General features: G+C 69.2%; 19 protein-coding genes. 18 read left to right on the plus strand and 1 reads right to left on the minus strand.

All coding sequences use genetic code 11. From position 1 onward, the window contains the following. Positions 1–169: 169 nt before the first annotated feature. From rplU to KE274_RS11090, 10 genes are all read left to right on the plus strand, one after another. Positions 170–478, plus strand: a complete 309-nt coding sequence (gene rplU, locus KE274_RS11045; RefSeq protein ID WP_168387232.1) for a 50S ribosomal protein L21 — start codon at positions 170–172, stop codon at positions 476–478. A 19-nt stretch (positions 479–497) separates the two neighbouring features. Further along, positions 498–755 carry a 50S ribosomal protein L27 gene (gene rpmA, locus KE274_RS11050; protein ID WP_017202370.1) on the plus strand — a complete coding sequence of 86 codons (258 nt, stop codon included), beginning with the start codon at positions 498–500 and terminating at the stop codon, positions 753–755. A 99-nt stretch (positions 756–854) separates the two neighbouring features. Continuing rightward, the gene (gene obgE / locus KE274_RS11055) at positions 855–2357 is read left to right on the plus strand and encodes a GTPase ObgE (RefSeq protein ID WP_211543731.1); all 1503 of its coding nucleotides are present in this window, start codon (positions 855–857) and stop codon (positions 2355–2357) included. Further along, positions 2354–3139, plus strand: a complete 786-nt coding sequence (gene proB / locus KE274_RS11060; RefSeq protein ID WP_211543733.1) for a glutamate 5-kinase — start codon at positions 2354–2356, stop codon at positions 3137–3139. Before obgE ends, proB begins: the two co-directional genes overlap by 4 nt. 9 nt (positions 3140–3148) lie before the next feature. Further along, the gene (locus KE274_RS11065) at positions 3149–4402 is read left to right on the plus strand and encodes a glutamate-5-semialdehyde dehydrogenase (protein ID WP_211543735.1); all 1254 of its coding nucleotides are present in this window, start codon (positions 3149–3151) and stop codon (positions 4400–4402) included. A 64-nt stretch (positions 4403–4466) separates the two neighbouring features. Next, positions 4467–4691 (plus strand): hypothetical protein, encoded by a 225-nt coding sequence (locus KE274_RS11070; protein ID WP_211543737.1) that lies wholly within the window; start codon positions 4467–4469, stop codon positions 4689–4691. A 7-nt stretch (positions 4692–4698) separates the two neighbouring features. Next, on the plus strand, positions 4699–5301 hold the full coding sequence (gene nadD / locus KE274_RS11075) for a nicotinate-nucleotide adenylyltransferase (protein WP_211543738.1): 603 nt from the start codon (positions 4699–4701) through the stop codon (positions 5299–5301). Continuing rightward, a complete protein-coding gene (locus KE274_RS11080; protein ID WP_211543740.1) occupies positions 5298–6428 on the plus strand; it encodes a hypothetical protein in 1131 nt (376 codons plus the stop codon). The genes nadD and KE274_RS11080 overlap by 4 nt, the downstream gene beginning before the upstream one ends. Continuing rightward, on the plus strand, positions 6428–6808 hold the full coding sequence (rsfS, locus tag KE274_RS11085; protein ID WP_136030675.1) for a ribosome silencing factor: 381 nt from the start codon (positions 6428–6430) through the stop codon (positions 6806–6808). The genes KE274_RS11080 and rsfS overlap by 1 nt, the downstream gene beginning before the upstream one ends. A gap of 1 nt (position 6809) precedes the next feature. Then, a complete protein-coding gene (locus KE274_RS11090) occupies positions 6810–7499 on the plus strand; it encodes an SDR family oxidoreductase (protein WP_211543742.1) in 690 nt (229 codons plus the stop codon). Between the two features lie 10 nt (positions 7500–7509). On the opposite strand, the gene KE274_RS11095 is transcribed toward KE274_RS11090, so the two are convergent. Further along, positions 7510–9177, minus strand: coding sequence for a dipeptide ABC transporter ATP-binding protein (locus KE274_RS11095; RefSeq protein WP_211543744.1), 1668 nt, complete (start codon positions 9175–9177; stop codon positions 7510–7512). Positions 9178–9338: 161 nt separating this feature from the next. Between KE274_RS11095 and KE274_RS11100 the strand changes: the two genes are divergently transcribed. From KE274_RS11100 to KE274_RS11135, 8 genes are all read left to right on the plus strand, one after another. Beyond that, positions 9339–10544: a dipeptidase gene (locus tag KE274_RS11100; RefSeq protein ID WP_136030679.1), complete on the plus strand. Its 1206-nt coding sequence runs from the start codon at positions 9339–9341 to the stop codon at positions 10542–10544. After that, positions 10544–12163, plus strand: coding sequence for an ABC transporter substrate-binding protein (locus KE274_RS11105; RefSeq protein ID WP_211543746.1), 1620 nt, complete (start codon positions 10544–10546; stop codon positions 12161–12163). Before KE274_RS11100 ends, KE274_RS11105 begins: the two co-directional genes overlap by 1 nt. Before the next feature lie 31 nt (positions 12164–12194). Then, a complete protein-coding gene (locus tag KE274_RS11110) occupies positions 12195–13157 on the plus strand; it encodes an ABC transporter permease (protein WP_211543748.1) in 963 nt (320 codons plus the stop codon). After that, entirely contained in the window at positions 13154–14053 is a 900-nt protein-coding gene (locus KE274_RS11115; protein WP_211543750.1) for an ABC transporter permease, read from the plus strand. The genes KE274_RS11110 and KE274_RS11115 overlap by 4 nt, the downstream gene beginning before the upstream one ends. 9 nt (positions 14054–14062) lie before the next feature. Then, entirely contained in the window at positions 14063–15241 is a 1179-nt protein-coding gene (locus KE274_RS11120; RefSeq protein ID WP_211543753.1) for a M24 family metallopeptidase, read from the plus strand. Between the two features lie 24 nt (positions 15242–15265). Then, on the plus strand, positions 15266–16165 hold the full coding sequence (locus KE274_RS11125) for an alpha/beta fold hydrolase (RefSeq protein WP_211543754.1): 900 nt from the start codon (positions 15266–15268) through the stop codon (positions 16163–16165). A 23-nt stretch (positions 16166–16188) separates the two neighbouring features. Beyond that, the gene (locus KE274_RS11130) at positions 16189–17190 is read left to right on the plus strand and encodes an Lrp/AsnC family transcriptional regulator (protein ID WP_307872196.1); all 1002 of its coding nucleotides are present in this window, start codon (positions 16189–16191) and stop codon (positions 17188–17190) included. Positions 17191–17281: 91 nt separating this feature from the next. Next, the gene (locus tag KE274_RS11135; RefSeq protein ID WP_136030694.1) at positions 17282–17566 is read left to right on the plus strand and encodes a hypothetical protein; all 285 of its coding nucleotides are present in this window, start codon (positions 17282–17284) and stop codon (positions 17564–17566) included. The last annotated feature ends 56 nt before the right edge of the window (positions 17567–17622 follow it).

A 17622-nucleotide genomic window follows, 5' to 3' on the forward strand; every position in this document is an offset into this window, starting at 1 on the left:
GGGGCCCCGGCATCCGGTAAAGTAGTCCCTTGGTGCGCATGCCGCGTCGTCCTCGACGGCCGATGCGGAGAGTCTTGCGTTCGCGCCCGTCGTACCAGCGACGCATGCAAGCAACAGTCTTCCCGTGAGATTCTCGGAGCCGCGTGCTCCCCAACGAAACAGGTATGAAGTGGTTTACGCAGTAGTGCGCGCCGGTGGCCGGCAGGAGAAGGTCGAGGTCGGCACCATCGTTCAGCTCGACCGTGTTCAGGCGGCCCAGGGCGAGAAGATCGAGCTGCCCGCTGTGCTGCTCGTCGACGGCGCCACGGTGACCACCGACGCCGACGCGCTGGCGAAGGTCAAGGTCACGGCCGAGGTCGTGGGCAACCTCCGCGGCCCGAAGATCGTCATCCAGAAGTACAAGAACAAGACCGGCTACAAGAAGCGTCAGGGCCACCGCCAGGAGCTCACGCGCGTCAAGATCACCGGCATCAAGTAAGACCGAGGAGACACAGGACATGGCACACAAAAAGGGCGCAAGCTCCACCCGCAACGGTCGTGACTCCAACGCTCAGCGACTCGGTGTGAAGCGCTTCGGCGGTCAGCAGGTCCTCGCCGGCGAGATCATCGTCCGCCAGCGCGGCACGCACTTCCACCCCGGCGTGAACGTCGGCCGTGGTGGCGACGACACGCTGTTCGCTCTGGCCGCGGGTGCGGTCGAGTTCGGCGCGAAGGGCGGCCGCAAGGTCGTCAACATCGTCGCTGCTGCTGAGTGATCACAGCACCACGCTAGACATCCGGTTCGGGGCGGGCTTCGGCTCGCCCCGTCCGCGTATCTACCGTCCGTTTCCCCGCTACCCGAAGGACACTCGCACATGGTCACGTTCGTCGACACTGTCACGCTGCACCTGCGTGCAGGCAAGGGCGGCAACGGCTGCGTCTCGGTGCACCGTGAGAAGTTCAAGCCGCTCGGCGGTCCGGACGGCGGCAACGGCGGCGACGGCGGCGACATCGTGCTGGTGGCCGACCCGCAGACGGGAACGCTGCTGTCGTACCATCACTCGCCGCACCGCTCGTCGGGCAACGGCGGGCCGGGAATGGGCGACCACCGCTCGGGCTTCGACGGCGAATCCCTGGAGCTTCCCGTCCCGGTCGGCACCGTGGTCAAGACGCCGTCCGGCGAGGTGCTCGTCGACCTGATCGAGCCGGGGGAGCGCTTCGTCGTGGCCGCCGGAGGCCAGGGCGGGCTCGGCAACGCCGCGCTCGCGACGCCCAAGCGCAAGGCTCCGGGCTTCGCCCTGCTCGGCACGCCCGGCTACGAGGGCGATGTCGTCCTCGAGCTGAAGACCGTCGCCGACGTCGCGCTGGTCGGCTACCCGTCGGCGGGCAAGTCGAGCCTGATCGGGGCCATCTCGGCCGCGCGCCCGAAGATCGCCGACTACCCGTTCACCACGCTGCACCCCAACCTGGGCGTCGTGCAGGTGGAGGACTTCCGGTTCACGGTCGCCGACGTCCCCGGACTGATCGAGGGGGCGAGCGAGGGCAAGGGACTCGGCCTGGAGTTCCTGCGTCACGTCGAGCGGTGCTCGGCGCTGCTGCACGTGCTCGACTGCGCCACGCTCGAGCCGGGACGCGACCCGATCTCCGACCTCGACGTGATCCTGGCGGAGCTCGCGGCCTACGAGGTGCCCGAGGGGCAGACGCCCCTGCTGGAGCGCCCGCAGCTGGTCGCGCTCAACAAGGTGGACGTGCCGGAGGCCCGCGACCTGGCCGAGCTCGTGCGCCCCGACCTGGAGGCGCGCGGCTTCCGCGTGTTCGAGATCTCGACCGTGTCGCACGAGGGGCTCCGTCCGCTCACCTTCGCGCTCGGCGAGCTCGTGGAGAAGCACCGTGCCGAGAACATCGCGGTGGAGAAGCCCCGCGAGCGCGTCGTCATCCGGCCCCGCGGGTCGAAGAAGGACTTCGCGATCCGTGTCGAAGGTGGCACGTACGGCAACGTCTACCGCATCCTCGGCGAGAAGCCGGTGCGCTGGGTGCAGCAGACCGACTTCCAGAACGAGGAGGCCGTGGGTTACCTGGCCGACCGTCTGGAGAAGCTGGGTGTCGAGGACGAGCTGTTCCGTCTGGGTGCGGTGCAGGGGTCGACGGTCGTGATCGGCGAGGGCGACAGCATCGTGTTCGACTGGGAGCCGACGATGAGCTCCGCCGCCGAACTCATGACCGCCCCGCGCGGCACCGACCCGCGGCTGGCGCCGAACTCGCGCCGCACCACGTCCGAGCGCCGCGAGCAGTACTACGAGCGCATGGACGCCAAGGCGCAGGCGCGCGCGGAACTGGAGGCCGAGCGTCTCGCCACGACCCGCGAGGGCGACGAGTGACCGCACGCACGCGCGCCGATCTCGCGACGGCCGCGCGCATCGTCGTGAAGGTGGGCTCGTCCTCCATCAGTGGCGAGTCCTCGTGGCGCATTCCCGTGATCGTCGAAGCGCTGGCGGCCGCCCACGCCCGGGGCGCGGAGGTAGTGCTGGTGTCGTCCGGTGCGATCGCCTCCGGTATCCCGTTCCTCCGGCTCGACGCCCGTCCGACCGACCTGGCGACGCAGCAGGCCGCGGCGGCCGTGGGGCAGAACATCCTCGTGTACCGCTACCAGGAGGCGCTCCGCCCGTTCGACATCGTCGCGGGGCAGGTGCTGCTGACCACGGGCGACCTGGAGAACCCGACGTCGCGGTCGAACGCCCGCCGGGCCATGGAGCGGCTGCTGGGACTGCGGACCCTGCCGATCGTGAACGAGAACGACACGGTCGCGACACAGGAGATCCGGTTCGGTGACAACGACCGGCTGGGTGCGCTCGTGGCGCAGCTCATCGAGGCCGACGCCCTGGTGCTGCTGAGCGACATCGAGTCGCTGTACACGAAGCCGCCGACCGACCCCGGGGCAGAGCCGATCGACATCGTGGCGCCCGACGCTGATCTGTCCGGGCTCGAGTTCGGGTCGACGGTCGTGAACAGCGTCGGCACCGGGGGAGCGGCCACCAAGGTGTCCGCGGCACGTCTCGCCGCGGCATCGGGAATCGGCGTGCTGGTGACCAGCGCCGACCTGGTCGATCGGGCCCTCGCGGGCGACGACATCGGGACCTGGTTCGAGCCGGCGACCTCCTAGACTGGGCGGATGACCGACCCGACCCCCCAGGCGCGCCTGGAGCGTGCGAAGGAGGCCTCCCGCGCCACCGCCGGCCTCACCAGCGATGACAAGGCGCGCGCCCTCGAGGCGATCGCGGTGGCCCTGGAGGAGAACGCCGCGCGCATCATCGAGGCGAACGGCAGCGACATCGTCCGCGGTCGTGCCGACGGCATCGGTGAGTCGCTGATCGACCGGCTGCGTCTCGACGAGGCTCGCGTGTCCGCGCTGGCCGCGGCGGTGCGCCAGGTGGCGGCGCTTCCCGATCCGGTCGGCCGTGTGGTGGGTGGTCACCGCATGCCCAACGGCGTCTCGCTGGAGCAGGTGCGCGTGCCGTTCGGCGTGGTGGGCGCGATCTACGAGGCGCGGCCGAACGTGACGGTGGACATCGCCGCGCTCGCCCTCCGGTCCGGCAACGCCGTGGTGCTGCGCGGCGGGAGTGCCGCGCGCGACTCCAACACGGTGCTGGTCGAGGTGATGCGCGATGCCCTCGCGGCCGCGGGGGTGACGCGGGAAGCGATCCAGACGGTCGACGACTTCGGACGGGAGGGAGCCAGGGCGCTCATGCACGGCCGCGGGCTGATCGACGTGCTGGTGCCCCGCGGCAGCGCCGCCCTGATCGAGACGGTCGTGACGGAATCGACGGTTCCGGTGATCGAGACCGGCGCGGGCAACGTGCACATCCTGCTCGACGAGAGCGCACCCGACGACTGGGCGCGCGACATCGTGGTGAACGCCAAGGTGCAGCGTCCGAGCGTGTGCAACGCGGTGGAGACCGTGCTCGTGCACCGCCAGGCCGCGCCGCGGCTGATCCCGCTCGTCGCGAGCGCGCTCATGAGCGAGGGCGTGGCGATCCACGGGGACGACGTGGTGATGGGGCTCGTGGCCAACGTGATCCCCGCGACAGAGGAGGACTGGGAGACCGAGTACCTCAGCCTCGACGTCGCGATGAAGGTGGTCGATTCCCTCGACGAGGCGCTCGAGCACATCCGCCGGTACAGCACCGGTCACACGGAGTCGATCATCACGACCGACGCCCGCAATGCCGAGCGGTTCCTGGCCGAGGTGGACTCGGCCGTGGTGATGGTGAACGCGTCGACGCGGTTCACCGACGGCGGAGAGTTCGGGTTCGGTGCCGAGGTGGGCATCTCGACGCAGAAGCTGCACGCCCGCGGTCCGATGGGACTGTCCGAGCTGACCAGCACGAAATGGCTCGCGCGTGGGTCGGGTCAGACGCGCGGCTGAGGGCTAGACTGGGGGACGCTGCATCCCCGAAACCCGAGACAGCACGCCACGAAACGGAGCAAGGATGAACCTCGTCGCACAGATCGCGATGGCCGCCGCAGAGACCGAGCACCACGGAAACGTCGCGCTCGAGACCCTGATCTTCGGAGTCATCGCCGCGATCGTGTTCGCCGCTCTCGCGTTCGTCACGCTGTCGTACAAGAACGTGGCCAACCGTCACTCGGCGAAGGCGGAGGCCTGGGCGGCGAAGCACGGCAAGGACGGCCACGAGGCGGGACACGGCCACTAGGCCTTTCATGAGCACTGCGACCACGCGCGCACCGCGCATCGGCGTGATGGGCGGTACCTTCGACCCGATCCATCACGGCCACCTGGTCGCCGCCAGCGAGGTCGCGCACTCGTTCGATCTCGACGAGGTGGTGTTCGTCCCCACCGGTCGACCGTGGCAGAAGGCCGAGGTCACGCCGAGTGAGCACCGCTATCTCATGACGGTCATCGCGACGGCGTCGAACCCGCGGTTCACCGTCAGCCGGGTCGACATCGACCGTGCAGGCCCCACGTACACGATCGACACGCTCCGCGACCTGAAGGCCCAGCGCCCCGACGCGGAGCTGTTCTTCATCAGCGGTGCCGACGCCGTGGCGCAAATTCTCAGTTGGAGAGACCATGATGAACTGTGGGAACTGGCCCACTTCGTCGCGGTCTCCCGACCAGGACACGTTCTGAGCATCGACGGCCTCCCGAGCGACGACGTCAGCCAGTTGGAGGTGCCGGCGCTGTCGATCTCGTCGACGGACTGTCGAGAGCGTGTCCGCGACGACCAACCGGTCTGGTACCTCGTCCCCGACGGCGTCGTCCAGTACATCGCGAAGCATCATCTGTATCGGAGCAAGTCATGAGCACATCGGATCAGCGAGGTCCGCTGACGCGGAAGCAGCTGCGGGAGATCCGGTTGACAGGATCCACCCCGGTCATCACCGAGGAGCAGGCGGAGGCCGCTGCGGAAGCGGCGAACGCGGCACCGCCCGCCGCCCCGCTCCCGCGTGCTGCAGAGCCCGCCGCCGTGCCGCCGGCACCGGTGGCCGACTCCGCGGTCGACCTGGGTTCCGCGCCGCTGACGCGTCGGCAGGCGCGCGAGCAGGAGCGGATCAAGACCGCGTCCGTGCCGGTCGTCGGTGCCGACGCCGGCGAGGAGCAGAGCGCCGCAGAGCCCGCGGCGAAGCCCGCCGAGGAGACGCTGATCGTCTCGGGCATCCCGGATTTCTCCCCGGCACCGACCCCCGCGATCGACGACGACGACGATGATGTCGACGACGAGGTGCAGGTCGAGCCCGTGCGTGCCGCCGAGGCCGTGGAGTCCGCTGGAGCGGTGCCGCTCTCGGAGACGACCGCGCCGGAGTCCGCCGCACCGGAGACGGTCGACGTCGCCGAGGCCCTGGGTCTCCCCGACACGGAGCCGACCGACGACGACGTGCTCGCCGAGCAGGGCGGCGACGAGGTCGAGATCGACGAGGGCGAGCGCCCCACCGTGAGCCCGGCCTTCGGCGAGGGGCTGCTGGCGGCGGAGGAGCCGGCCAAGCCTGCGGCGTTCCGGCCGTCCTTCGACGAGCTGCTCACGTCCAACGACTCGGGCGGATCGCACCGCTCACCCAACGCGCTCATCTTCACCCCGTCTCCCGGGGAGGGCTCGCTGTCGGGCCCCGTCGCGTCGACGGGCGAGATCCTCATCACGGGTTCCTACGAGCTGCCCAAGGGCATCGGCTCGCAGGGACACGCGGACGGCACGACGGACGGCAAGGATGTCGACGCCGTCCTCATCGACGGGGAGCTGCCTCCGGCATCCTCGCCGACCCCCATCGCTGCCAGCTCGGCTGTCAGCACCATCAAGCCCGCCGGCGAGGTCATCCGTCCGCCCGCGCCCGAGAAGGGCAATCGGCTGATGCTGATCCTGGCGATCGTCGCCGGTGGCCTCGCTCTCGCGCTGGGTGTGGCGCTGGTCGTCGCCTTCACCACGAATGTGTTCTGATGCAATCACCTGAAACCGCCGAAGAGATGCTGCGCATCGCCGCCGAAGCCGCCGTCGCCAAGGGCGGTGAGGATCTGGTGGCGCTCAACGTCTCGGAGCCGCTCCCGCTCGTCGACATCTTCCTGCTCGTCACGGGTAACAGTGAGCGCAACGTCGCCGCGATCGCGGACGAGATCGAGGACCGCCTCGTCGAGTCCGGCCACAAGCGCGTGCGCCGGGAAGGCCGCGCCGAGGCGCGCTGGGTGCTGCTCGACTTCGGCGACCTGATCGTGCACGTCTTCCACCAGGAGGAGCGCGTGTACTACGGGCTCGAGCGCCTCTGGAAGGACTGCCCGGTGATCCCGCTCGACGTCGTCGAGACCGCCGCAGACGCGGGCTGACGTGGCGACCTACCTGGTGACCGGTGCCGGCTCGGGCATCGGCGCTGTCCTGGCGCGACGCCTGCTGGAGCGGGGTGACCACGTGGTCGTGCTCGCGCGCGATGCGGGACGGGCGCGGCAGATCTCCGACGAGCTGCCGGGCGCAACCGCGATTGTGGGTGACCTGGCGCAGCCCGGCCGCCTCTCGTGGGCGCTTTCGAAGCAGAGCCTTCCCGACCGCCTCGACGGGCTCGTGCACGCTGCCGGTGTCGTGGACCTCGGGCCGGTGGGCGACCTCACTCCCGCGCTGTGGGAGCAGCAGCTGGCCGTGAACCTGGTTGCGCCCGCGGAACTGACGCGACTGCTGCTTCCGGTGCTGCGGGTGTCCCGCGCGCACGTGGTGTTCGTGAACTCCGGGGCGGGGCTTCGTGCGAACGCCGGGTGGTCCGCCTACGCGGCGTCGAAGCACGGGCTGCGGGCTCTGGCCGATGCGCTGCGCCTGGAGGAAGCGGAGCACGGCGTGCGGGTCACCTCGATCTACCCGGGTCGCACGGCCACTCCGATGCAGGAGCGCGTGCACCGTCAGGAGGGCGAGGAGTACGACGCGTCGCGCTTCATCACGCCGGAGGCCGTGGCGACCACGATCCTCACCGCGCTCGACCTTCCGCGCGACGCCCACCTGACCGACCTCACGGTCCGTCCGGCCGGCTGAGCCGGGGCGCTCAGGCCGACAGGCGGGTGCGGCGCTGCAGCATCCCCCGTTCGGCGCGCGTCTGCGGTGGGATGGCCGACAGCAGGGCCTGCGTGTAGGGGTGTGCGGGGTGCCGGTAGACCTCCTCCGTGTCGCCCACCTCGACCATGTCGCCGAGGTACATGACCGCGACGCGGTCGGCGATGTGCCGCACGAGCGACAGGTCGTGCGCGATGAACACGATGGACATGCCGAGCCGTTCGCGCAGTTCGCACAGCAGGTCGATGATCTGCGCGCGGATGGAGACGTCGAGCGCTGACACGGGCTCGTCGCACACCAGCACGTCGGGGTCGAGCGCGAGCGCGCGGGCGATGCCGATGCGCTGGCGCTGTCCGCCGGAGAACTGGTGGGGGAAGCGTGACGCCATCTCGGGGTCGAGGCCGACGAGGTCGAGCAGCTCGGCGACGCGCGCACGCCGCGAGGCCGGAGTGCCGGTGCGGGTCGCGGCGAGCGGCTCGGACATGATCTGCTGCACGGTCATGCGCGGGTTCAGCGACATGTACGGGTCCTGAAACACCATCTGCACGCCGCGGCGCAGCACCTTGCGGTCGCGGAGCCGCCCCTTGGTCACGTCCTGGTCGCGGTAGCGCAGCGTGCCGGCGTCGGGGGAGTCGAGCCCGACCAGCATGCGCGCCAGGGTCGACTTGCCGCTGCCGGATTCGCCGACGATCGCGAGGATCTCGCCGCTGCGCAAGGAGAGGTCGACGCCGCCGACCGCCCGCACGCGGTGTGCGCGCCGTCCGCTGCCTGAGCGGAACGTGCGCTCGAGGCCGCGTCCTTCCAGGATCGGGGCGGAACCGTCGTCGTCCGCGGCGGCGCTCACGTCCTGCGGCATGGAGTCGAGCAGTTGCAGCGTGTACGGGTGCTGGGGTGCGGTGAGCACGTCGTCGGCGGAACCGGACTCGACGATGCGGCCGGTGCGCATGACGGCCACCCGGTCGGCGACCTCCATCACGACGCCGAGGTCGTGCGTGATCAGCAGGATCCCCATGCCGAGGCGGTCGCGCAGCGACAGCAGCAGGTCGAGGATCTGCGCCTGCACCGTCACGTCGAGGGCGGTCGTCGGCTCATCGGCGATGATCAGGTCGGGGTCGAGTGCGATGGCCATCGCGATCAGGATGCGCTGCCGCTGCCCGCCGGAGAACTGGTGCGGGTAGTCGCGCACGCGCTGTTGCGGCTGGGGGATGCCGACCAGCGTGAGCAGCTCGACCGCGCGGGCCTCCGCATCGCGACGGCCGATGCTCGTGTGGGCGCGGAGGAGGTCGATGATCTGGTCGCCGATGCTCAGCACGGGGTTCAGTGCGGAGAGCGCGTCCTGCATCACCAGGCTCACGCGCACGCCGCGCAGCCGCCGGTGCTGCTCCGGCGTGACCGTGAGCAGGTCGGTGTCGCCGAGCGTCAGCGTCGTCGCCGCGACCTCGCCGTTGTCGATCAGGCCCATGATCGCCCGCGCCGTCATCGACTTGCCGGAGCCGGATTCGCCGAGGAGGGCGAACACCTCGCCGCGGCGCACGGTGAGGTCGATGTCGTCGACCACGCGGTTCGGACCGCGTGAGCCGTCGAGGGTCACGGTGAGGCCGCGGACGTCGAGGACGACGGGGTTCGCGGAGTCGGGTGTGTTCTCCATGGGATTCATCATGCCAGCATCCTGGTGCTGAAATGTTTCGAATAGGAAACATCTCGGCCGAAAATCATCACGACTGTTGACTTTCATGCCGGAATCGTCGAGATTCGAGGAAATCTCCCGCTCGACGAACGAGAGACGCATCCCCGCATCATCGAACCCGAAGGAGCGCATCCGTGCTCGAACAAGCAGACCGCTACACCGGCTACACCGCCTACGACTATCTCGAGGCGGGCAAGGACTACCGCGAGTTCCGCTACGCCAAGCAGATCGGCCGCGTGCCGGCGTACGACCTCGGCCTCAGCGACGCGCAGAAGGAGCGCACCGAGCGCCTCCTCCGTGAAGAGACCGTGATCTCGCTGCACGAGCACGTGCAGGTCTTCCCCGAGGACATGGGCGAGCTCCGCGACCACATCCGCCAGGGCCGCGAACCCACCGGCTACCAGGGGCTCGCACGCTCCGGCCTCACCGCGGTGTTCGACAACGGCATGGACGGCACGTGCTGCATCTCCAGCGACGCCGGCTGGAAGTACCAGGACGTGCTGTTCGACCTCGGCGTGCGCATGGCCGACCTCGCGCACCAGGACTTCGTGATCAAGGCCGAGTCGATCAAGGACATCCGGTACGCCGCGGAGACCGGGCGGGTCGCCCACATCTTCGCCCTCGAGGCCGCGACCATGATCGAGAACGAGGTCGACCGGCTCGACGTGCTGTACGGCTTCGGCGTGCGGCAGATGGGCATCGCCTACTCCGAGGCGAACATGCTCGGCGGCGGGCTGAAGGAGCGCGGAGACGGCGGCCTCACGTACTTCGGCGAGCGCGCCGTCGAGCGCATGAACAAGCTCGGTATCGCCATCGACATCTCCCACTCGGGCGACCAGACGTGCCTCGACGTGATCGCGCACTCCACCAAGCCGGTCTTCATCACGCACGCCGGTGCCCGTGGCCTGTGGCCGACCAACCGCATGAAGACGGACGAGACGATCATCGAGTGCGCCAAGCGCGGCGGAGTGATCGGCATCGAGGCAGCTCCCCACACCACCATCTCGCCCCAGCACCCGAAGCACTCGCTGGAATCGGTCATGGACCACTTCCAGTACTGCGTCGACCTGGTCGGGCTGGAGCACGTGAGCTTCGGACCCGACACGCTGTTCGGCGACCACGTGGGCCTGCACGACGCGTTCTCCTCGAACCTGTCGCTCGGCCAGGCGCACGCCAACGTCGACTACGAGAAGCAGCCCTACGTCGACGGCATCGAGAACCCGGCCGAGGCCTTCTACAACATCATCGGCTGGCTCGTGAAGCACGACTACTCCGACGACGAGATCCGCGCGGTCGTCGGCGGCAACACCATGCGCGTCCTCGAGGAGGTCTGGGTCTGATGAAGCACAACACGTTCCTCGCACTCGGTGCGGCCGCGGTCCTCGCCGTCGGCCTCGCCGCGTGCGCCCCCACGGCACCCGAGCCGGGGGAGTCGTCCGGCACCACCGGTCCGAGCGACGAGACGCTCAGCATCGGCACGACCACCGACGTGGTCAACTTCAACCCGGTGCTCGGCAACAGCCGCACCGACTCCTGGGTCACGAACCTGATGTATCCGCACCTGCTGAGCATCAGCGACGACGGCACCAAGGAGGCGCACGTCGCCACCGAGTGGGGCTACGTCGACGACACCACCGGGTTCTACGAGATCCGCGACGACCTCACCTGGAGCGACGGAGAGCCCCTCACCGCGGAAGACGTCGCCTGGACGCTGAACGCGGTCAAGCGCGACCAGGCGCCCGGCACGTTCTACGGCCAGCTCGGCAACCTCGACACGGCCACGGCGGTGTCGGACACGCGCGTCGAGCTCACGCTCACGCAGCCCGACTCCTCGATCATCGACGAGATCGGCTTCTGGGGCGTCGTCGTCCCGAAGCACGTGTTCGAGCCCCAGGGATCGATCGCCGAGTTCGCCAACGACGGCAGCGACGGCGGATGGGTGGGCATGGGCCCGTTCATCATGAGCGACTTCCAGGTGGGCCAGCACTACACGCTCGAGCGCGTCGAGGACTACCCGCTGGTCGACGGCGGCGTCCCCGGTCCCGCCGAGGTCGTGTACCGCGTGTACCCCGACGTGAACACGGAGATCCTGGCGCTGCAGAGCGGCGAGATCGACGTGATCGCCAACGCCCTCCCGCCCGCGCAGGTCGAGCAGCTCAAGAACACCGACGGACTGCAGGTCATCGAGGCCGCGGGTCTCGGCTACGCGCACCTGGTGTACAACATGGAGAAGCCCGACCTCGCCAAGACCGAGGTGCGCCAGGCGCTCGCCCACGCGGTCGACTACGAGGCCATCCGCACGGTCGTGCTGCAGGGCCAGGCGGTCTCCACCGGCTCCAGCGCGCTCATGCCGGTGCTCGCGAAGTACTACGACGACTCCGTCACCGAGTACGAGTTCGACCCGGAGAAGTCGCGTGAGCTGATGGAGGAGGCCGGCTACACGGCCGGCGCCGACGGCATGTTCCCCGTCTCGTTCCGCCTGATCTACTCGCTGCAGGACAGCGTGACCAGCCAGTGGGCGCAGATGGTGAAGGACAGCGCCGCGGAGGCCGGGATCGCGATCGAGCTGCAGGGCACGGAGCGCAACACCTACCTCTCCATGACCAACGAGGGCGACTACGACATCTACGCCGGCAACTTCGCGATCATGGACGACCCGGTGACGAACTTCGCCCTGTCGTACCTGCCGGGCGGTGCGATCAACTACACCCACGTCGACGACCCCGAGCTCAACGAGCTGATCGAGGAGGGCATGATCACGTTCGACGAGGACGACAAGATCGAGATCATGCGCAAGGCCAACAAGATCGTGCACGAGCAGGTCTACGACAACATCATGTACACGCAGAACCTGTTCTTCGCCGCGAGCGACGAATGGTCCGGCTTCATCTCGAAGCCGAGCGAACTGCTCTCGATCGTGAACCCGCTCTCGCTCGCGAGCGCGCACCCGGTCGAGTAAGAAACCCCCACTCTCGAGGAAGGTCGCCCGGGTGTCCCGAGCATCGTTCATTCTCCGTCGCGCAGGTCGAGGTCTGCTCACGATCTGGTTCGCCGTGACCGTGACGTTCCTGCTCCTGCGTCTGCTGCCCGGCGATCCGGCCCTTGCGCTGGCGAGTCCGAACATGACGGAGGACATCCGGGCGACTATCCTCGAGCAGTACGGCCTCGACCAGCCCCTGGTCGTGCAGTACGGGCTGTACATGTGGCAGCTGCTGCAGGGCAACCTGGGCATCTCGTTCACGCAGTCCATCCCCGTCACGGACGTGCTCCTGCAGCGGCTGCCGTGGACGCTGCTGCTCACCATCACCGCGCTCGTCCTCACGATCCTCATCGGGGTGCCGCTCGGGGTCGCCGCCGCCTCCCACCGCGGTCGCTTCATCGACAGGGCCGTGCAGGTGCTGGGCGTCACCGGGCAGTCGCTGTTCGTACCGAGCGTCGCGATCCTGCTGCTGTTCGTGTTCGGGCTCAACCTCGGCTGGTTCCCGATCGGCGGCGCCTACACCAACAACACCTACGGTCTCGACTGGTACCTGAGCGTCGCGCGGCACCTCGTGCTCCCGGCCGTGTCGCTCATGCTCATCCAGGTCGGCTCCTACGTGCTGACCATGCGCTCCACGCTCATCGAGACACTCGGCGAGGACTACATCCTGCTCGCGAAAGCCAACGGGCTCCGCGGACGCCGCATCCTGTGGAAGCACGCGCTGCGCAACGCGCTGCTGCCCACCACCACGCTGATCGGCCTCCAGCTCGGCTTCCTCGTCGGCGGCGCGGTGCTGACCGAGACCGTGTTCGCCTACCCGGGCATCGGCCGCGGCATCTACGAAGCCGTCACCCAGCTCGACTTCCCGGTGCTGCAGGGCGCCTTCCTCATGCTCGCCATCACCGTGGTCGTGGCCAACACGGTCACCGACATCATCTACGGCTACCTCGACCCGAGAGTGAAGACCGCATGACCGCTCCGCTGCCCTCCACCGAGAACCTCGCCCCCAGCGAACCCACCGCCGCCGGAAGCGAGCGCGCCAGCGCACACACGTGGCGGGCGTTCCGCCGCGACCCGCTCGGAATGATCTCGCTCGGCCTGCTGATCCTCCTCGTGATCGTCGCGCTCGCGGCCCCGCTCATCGCGCCTTACCCGGCCAGCTACGGACCCGACGTCCTGCGTCCGCCGAGCGGCGACCACTGGTTCGGCACCGACGCGCTCGGCCGCGACGTGTTCTCCGAGGTGATCTGGGGCACGCAGCAGAGCGTGCTGGTGGCAGTGGCCGCCTCGGTCATCGCGATCGTCTTCGGCACGATCATCGCCGTGATCGGCGCGTACTTCCGCCGGCTCGACAGCGTCATCAGCGTGATCGTCGACATGACGCTCTCGCTGCCCGTGCTTCCGCTCATGATCCTGATCGCGGCGCTCGTCGGACCCAGCACCTCCACGATCATCTTCGTGGTCGCGGCGTTCTCCTGGCCGGAGGTCACCCGCCTCGTGCGATCCCAGGCGCTCACGGTCGTCGGACTGCCGTACGTCGACGCGTCCCGCCTCATGACCACCTCGCCCCTGTGGATCATCACGCGCCACGTGCTGCCGGCCGTGACGCCCGTGGTCGTGGTGTCGGTGGTCGTCACCGCCTCGCGGGCGGTGCTGTCGGCCGCGGGGCTCGCGTTCCTCGGCCTCGGTGATCCGACCACGTGGTCGTGGGGCCGCATCCTGTACGAAGCCCAGCAGGCGGGCGCCATGGTGAGCGCGTGGTGGCTCACCCTGTTCCCGTCCATCGCGATCCTGATCCTGGTGCTGTCGGCCACCCTCCTGTCCATCGCCTACAACGACGCGCGCAACCCGCGCCACCTGTCCCGCTAGGAGCACCGCATGACCGGCTTCGACCAGCGCCTCGCGCCCGAGTTCTTCGACCGTGTGCAGCAGCGCGTCCGCGAGCGGATGGGGGAGGAGGGCTTCGACGCCTTCCTCACCGACCACCCGGAGGACATCGCGTACCTGACCGGGTTCTTCCACCACCCGTCCGAGCGTCCGGTGGCGGTGTGGGTCGAGGCGGGCGGTCGCGTAGTGCTGCTGTTGCCCGAGCTGGAGCGCGAGTACGCGCAGTCGCAGTCGTCGCGTGCGGAGCTCGTCGCGTTCTTCGAGTACCCCGGGGTCGTGCCGCCGTTCCAGGTGCTCGCAGACGCCGTGTCGCCGCGCGGCCGGGTGGGCTTCGCGACCAGCATGCCGTACCAGCGCCTCGCGGCCGCCCGGACGGCGATGTCCCGCGCGGACCTCGTCGCCTCCGACCTGCTCGTGCGCACGCGCTTCGTGAAGTTCCCGGAGGAGGTGGCGCTGCACCGCGAGGCCGCCCGGGTGACCGACCTGATGCTGGAGGCCGGGGTCGCCCTGGTGCGCGAGGCGGTGGCGGCGGGCGGGGAACTGCCCACCGAGGCCGAGCTGGAGCGGCACGTGACCTCCGCCGGTACCCGCATCATGTACGCCGAGCATCGCAACGTGGTCGTGGCGTCCCTGCTCGCCGGCGGACTGGTGTACTCCGGCGCGAACTCGGCGTTCCCGCACGGCCTCCCCTCGGTCAACCGGCTGAAGGCGGGCGACACGTTCATGCTGTCGCTCGGCTGCGCGGTCGGCGGCCGCTTCATCGAGGGGGAGCGCACGTTCGTGCTGGGAGAGCCCACCGCGGAGCAGCGCCGCTACCACGACACGATCCGCGAGGCCCAGCGCGTCGGACGGGAGACCATCCGCGCGGGCCTGGAGTGCCGCGAGGCGAACCGGCTGTGCCTCGACGTGATCCGGGAGGCCGGGCTCGGCGCTTTCATCCGTCACCGCCAGGGCCACGGTATCGGGCTCGGCATGCACGAGGCTCCGTGGCTCGAGGACGGCGATCCCACGCTGCTGGAGGCCGGCATGGTCGTCTCCAACGAGCCGGGGATCTACGTGCCGGGCCACGCCGGGTACCGCATCAGCGACAGCATGCTCGTGACCGCCGACGGCGCCGAACCCCTGACCACCTATCCGCGCAGTCTCGACGACTGCACCATCGCGCTCTGAACCCCCGTTCGAAAAGAGGATCCCATGACATCCACACCCGACGTCTCGCCGGAGTTCGCCGCCGCCACGAGCGACCACCAGTGGGTCGAGATCAACGGCAACCATCTGGCCGTCGAGGTGCTCGGACCGGAGGACGCCCCGGTCATCATCACCCACCACGGCGCTCCGGGCCTCGGCTCGCGCGCAGAACCGCGGGCCAGCTTCGGTCGCCTCGCCGACGAGTACCGGGTGGTGGTGTTCGACGCGCGCGGCAGCGGCCAGAGCGATGGGAACGGCACCTACAGCCACGAGCAGTGGGCGGCGGACATCGACGGGCTGCGCGAGTGGATCGGTGCCGAACGCATCGTCATGGCGGGCGGCTCGTACGGGGGCTTCATGACCATGGAGTACGCGCTGCGGTACCCCGACCGCGTCGCCGCCCTGGTGCTGCGCGACACGTCGGCGGACAACTCCAACGCCCACCTCGCGCGTGAGAACGCCCTCGCCTCGGACCGCGTCGACATCGACATGGAGAAGTTCGACCGCATCGACCTCGGTCAGGTGCGCGACGACGAAGACCTCAAGGACTGCTGGCGCGAGATCCTGCCGCTGTACGACTTCGTGTACGACCCCGAGGCGGTCGAGCGGAAGGTGCAGGCCACGCCGTACCGTTATCGCGCGCACAACTACGCGTTCTCGGTGAACCTGCCCGACTACGACCTCAAGCCGCGGCTGCCGGAGATCGCCGTCCCGACACTCATCACCGTGGGACGGACGGACTGGATCACGCCAGTATCGTGTAGCCAGACGATCGCCGATCTCATCCCCGACGCGGAGATGGTGGTGTTCGAGAAGTCGGGGCACTCCCCGCAGATCGAGGAGGCAGAGGCATGGACCACAGCCGTGCGCACCTTCCTGCACCGGGTGTACCCGCCGACCCGATGACGAGTGTTCCGCTGACGAGAGAAGTGAGCGATCTCGACCGGAGGATCGTCGTCGCACTTCAGCAGGACGGACGGGCGAGCTGGACCTCGATCGCCGAGTTCGCCGGCGCATCCGTCTCCACGGTCACGCGGCGCGGGCAGCAGCTGCTCGCGGAGGGCGTGGTGAGCGTGGGGATCGTGCCGACCCTGGGCAGTGAGGGCCACGTGGAGACCTTCTTCGTGCGCATCAACTGCACGCCGGGGTCGCAGCTGAGCGTCGCGCAGGCGCTGATCGGCTCCCCGTACGTGCGGTTCGTGACCCTGGTGACGGGCAAGTTCGACGTGTTCGCGGAGGTCGTGATCCCGGGCGACTCGGCGACCTACGCCCACGTGCTCACCGACCTGCAGGCCATCCCCGGGGTGGAGCGCTGGCGCAGCGACCTCGTGGTGCACACCTACAAGGTGAGCTTCGACTGGGGCCGGCAGCTGTACGACTCCCACGCGGAGGCCGCGAGCGACCCGAAGTCGTACATGCCGGCGCCGAACACATGCGACCCCTCGCACTTCGACGACGCCGATCGCGCGATCGTCGCGGAGCTGCGCTACAACGGACGGGCATCGTTCCAGTCCATCGCCGATGCGCTCGACATGAACGAGAGCAGCGTGCGGCGCCGGTATGAGCGGATGCGCAGCGCCGGATGCCTCACGACCGTGACGATGGTGCCTGCCTCGGCGCTCGGCATGAGCGCGGAGACACTGCTGATGCTGCGGGTGGAGCCGTCGCGCATCGCCTCGGTCGCGCAGACGCTCGCGCAGCACGTGTCGGTGCGGTTCCTCGCGGCGGCGCTCGAGGAGAATTCGCTGTACTGCGAGATCATCCTGCCCAGCACCGAGACCCTGCACGACTTCCTCACCGGGACCATCGCGCACCTCAAGGGCGTGCGGGGGTGGAACGCCGCGATGGAGCTCGTGTTCATGAAGCGCGGGTTCATCGAGACGCCGTGGTGGAGGGCGCAGGTGGCCTCGGCGGGCGGGCTCGACACCTAGTCCTGCACTCCCGCGCGATTGTGTCAAGGGTCTTCCCCGGGCACCGGAGGTGGCTCACTCTCTTTCCAAGAGAGTCCTGGAGGGCCTACCGATGTCTGACATCCCCGATCCCCGTTTCGTGCTCCACCGCATCACACCGTCCGAGTGGGTGATCAACGACCTGCGCTATCCCCAGAACGACCCGCGCCACGTCGTCGCCTGCGTCTACGAGCTCGCCGACACCGAAGTCGAGGTGACGTGGCTGCGCGACCTCCCGCTCGCGATCCGCTACGGCACCGCGTTCGAGGTGCTGGAGGAGGTCGAGCGGATGCAGGGGGCGAGCCGGGCCACGCGCCCGATCGCGATCCCGCACCGCCCACCGCTGTTGGCGACGTGAGCGTCGCGGCGATGAGAGAAGGGCACCACCTCCCGTGAGGCGGTGCCCTTCTCTCG

Origin of the sequence: Microbacterium paraoxydans (genome assembly GCF_018224615.1) — a bacterium.
GTDB classification, from domain to species: Bacteria; Actinomycetota; Actinomycetes; order Actinomycetales; family Microbacteriaceae; genus Microbacterium; species Microbacterium paraoxydans_B.

What these genes read in the sequence shown, in the direction of transcription:
- rpmA (WP_017202370.1), top strand. Translation starts at nt 498, where the DNA reads ATGGCACACAAAAAGGGCGCAAGCTCCACCCGCAACGGTCGTGACTCC.
- obgE (WP_211543731.1), top strand. Translation starts at nt 855, where the DNA reads ATGGTCACGTTCGTCGACACTGTCACGCTGCACCTGCGTGCAGGCAAG.
- KE274_RS11065 (WP_211543735.1), top strand. Translation starts at nt 3,149, where the DNA reads ATGACCGACCCGACCCCCCAGGCGCGCCTGGAGCGTGCGAAGGAGGCC.
- KE274_RS11070 (WP_211543737.1), top strand. Translation starts at nt 4,467, where the DNA reads ATGAACCTCGTCGCACAGATCGCGATGGCCGCCGCAGAGACCGAGCAC.
- nadD (WP_211543738.1), top strand. Translation starts at nt 4,699, where the DNA reads ATGAGCACTGCGACCACGCGCGCACCGCGCATCGGCGTGATGGGCGGT.
- KE274_RS11080 (WP_211543740.1), top strand. Translation starts at nt 5,298, where the DNA reads ATGAGCACATCGGATCAGCGAGGTCCGCTGACGCGGAAGCAGCTGCGG.
- rsfS (WP_136030675.1), top strand. Translation starts at nt 6,428, where the DNA reads ATGCAATCACCTGAAACCGCCGAAGAGATGCTGCGCATCGCCGCCGAA.
- KE274_RS11095 (WP_211543744.1), bottom strand. Translation starts at nt 9,177, where the DNA reads ATGATGAATCCCATGGAGAACACACCCGACTCCGCGAACCCCGTCGTC.
- KE274_RS11105 (WP_211543746.1), top strand. Translation starts at nt 10,544, where the DNA reads ATGAAGCACAACACGTTCCTCGCACTCGGTGCGGCCGCGGTCCTCGCC.
- KE274_RS11115 (WP_211543750.1), top strand. Translation starts at nt 13,154, where the DNA reads ATGACCGCTCCGCTGCCCTCCACCGAGAACCTCGCCCCCAGCGAACCC.
- KE274_RS11120 (WP_211543753.1), top strand. Translation starts at nt 14,063, where the DNA reads ATGACCGGCTTCGACCAGCGCCTCGCGCCCGAGTTCTTCGACCGTGTG.
- KE274_RS11125 (WP_211543754.1), top strand. Translation starts at nt 15,266, where the DNA reads ATGACATCCACACCCGACGTCTCGCCGGAGTTCGCCGCCGCCACGAGC.
- KE274_RS11135 (WP_136030694.1), top strand. Translation starts at nt 17,282, where the DNA reads ATGTCTGACATCCCCGATCCCCGTTTCGTGCTCCACCGCATCACACCG.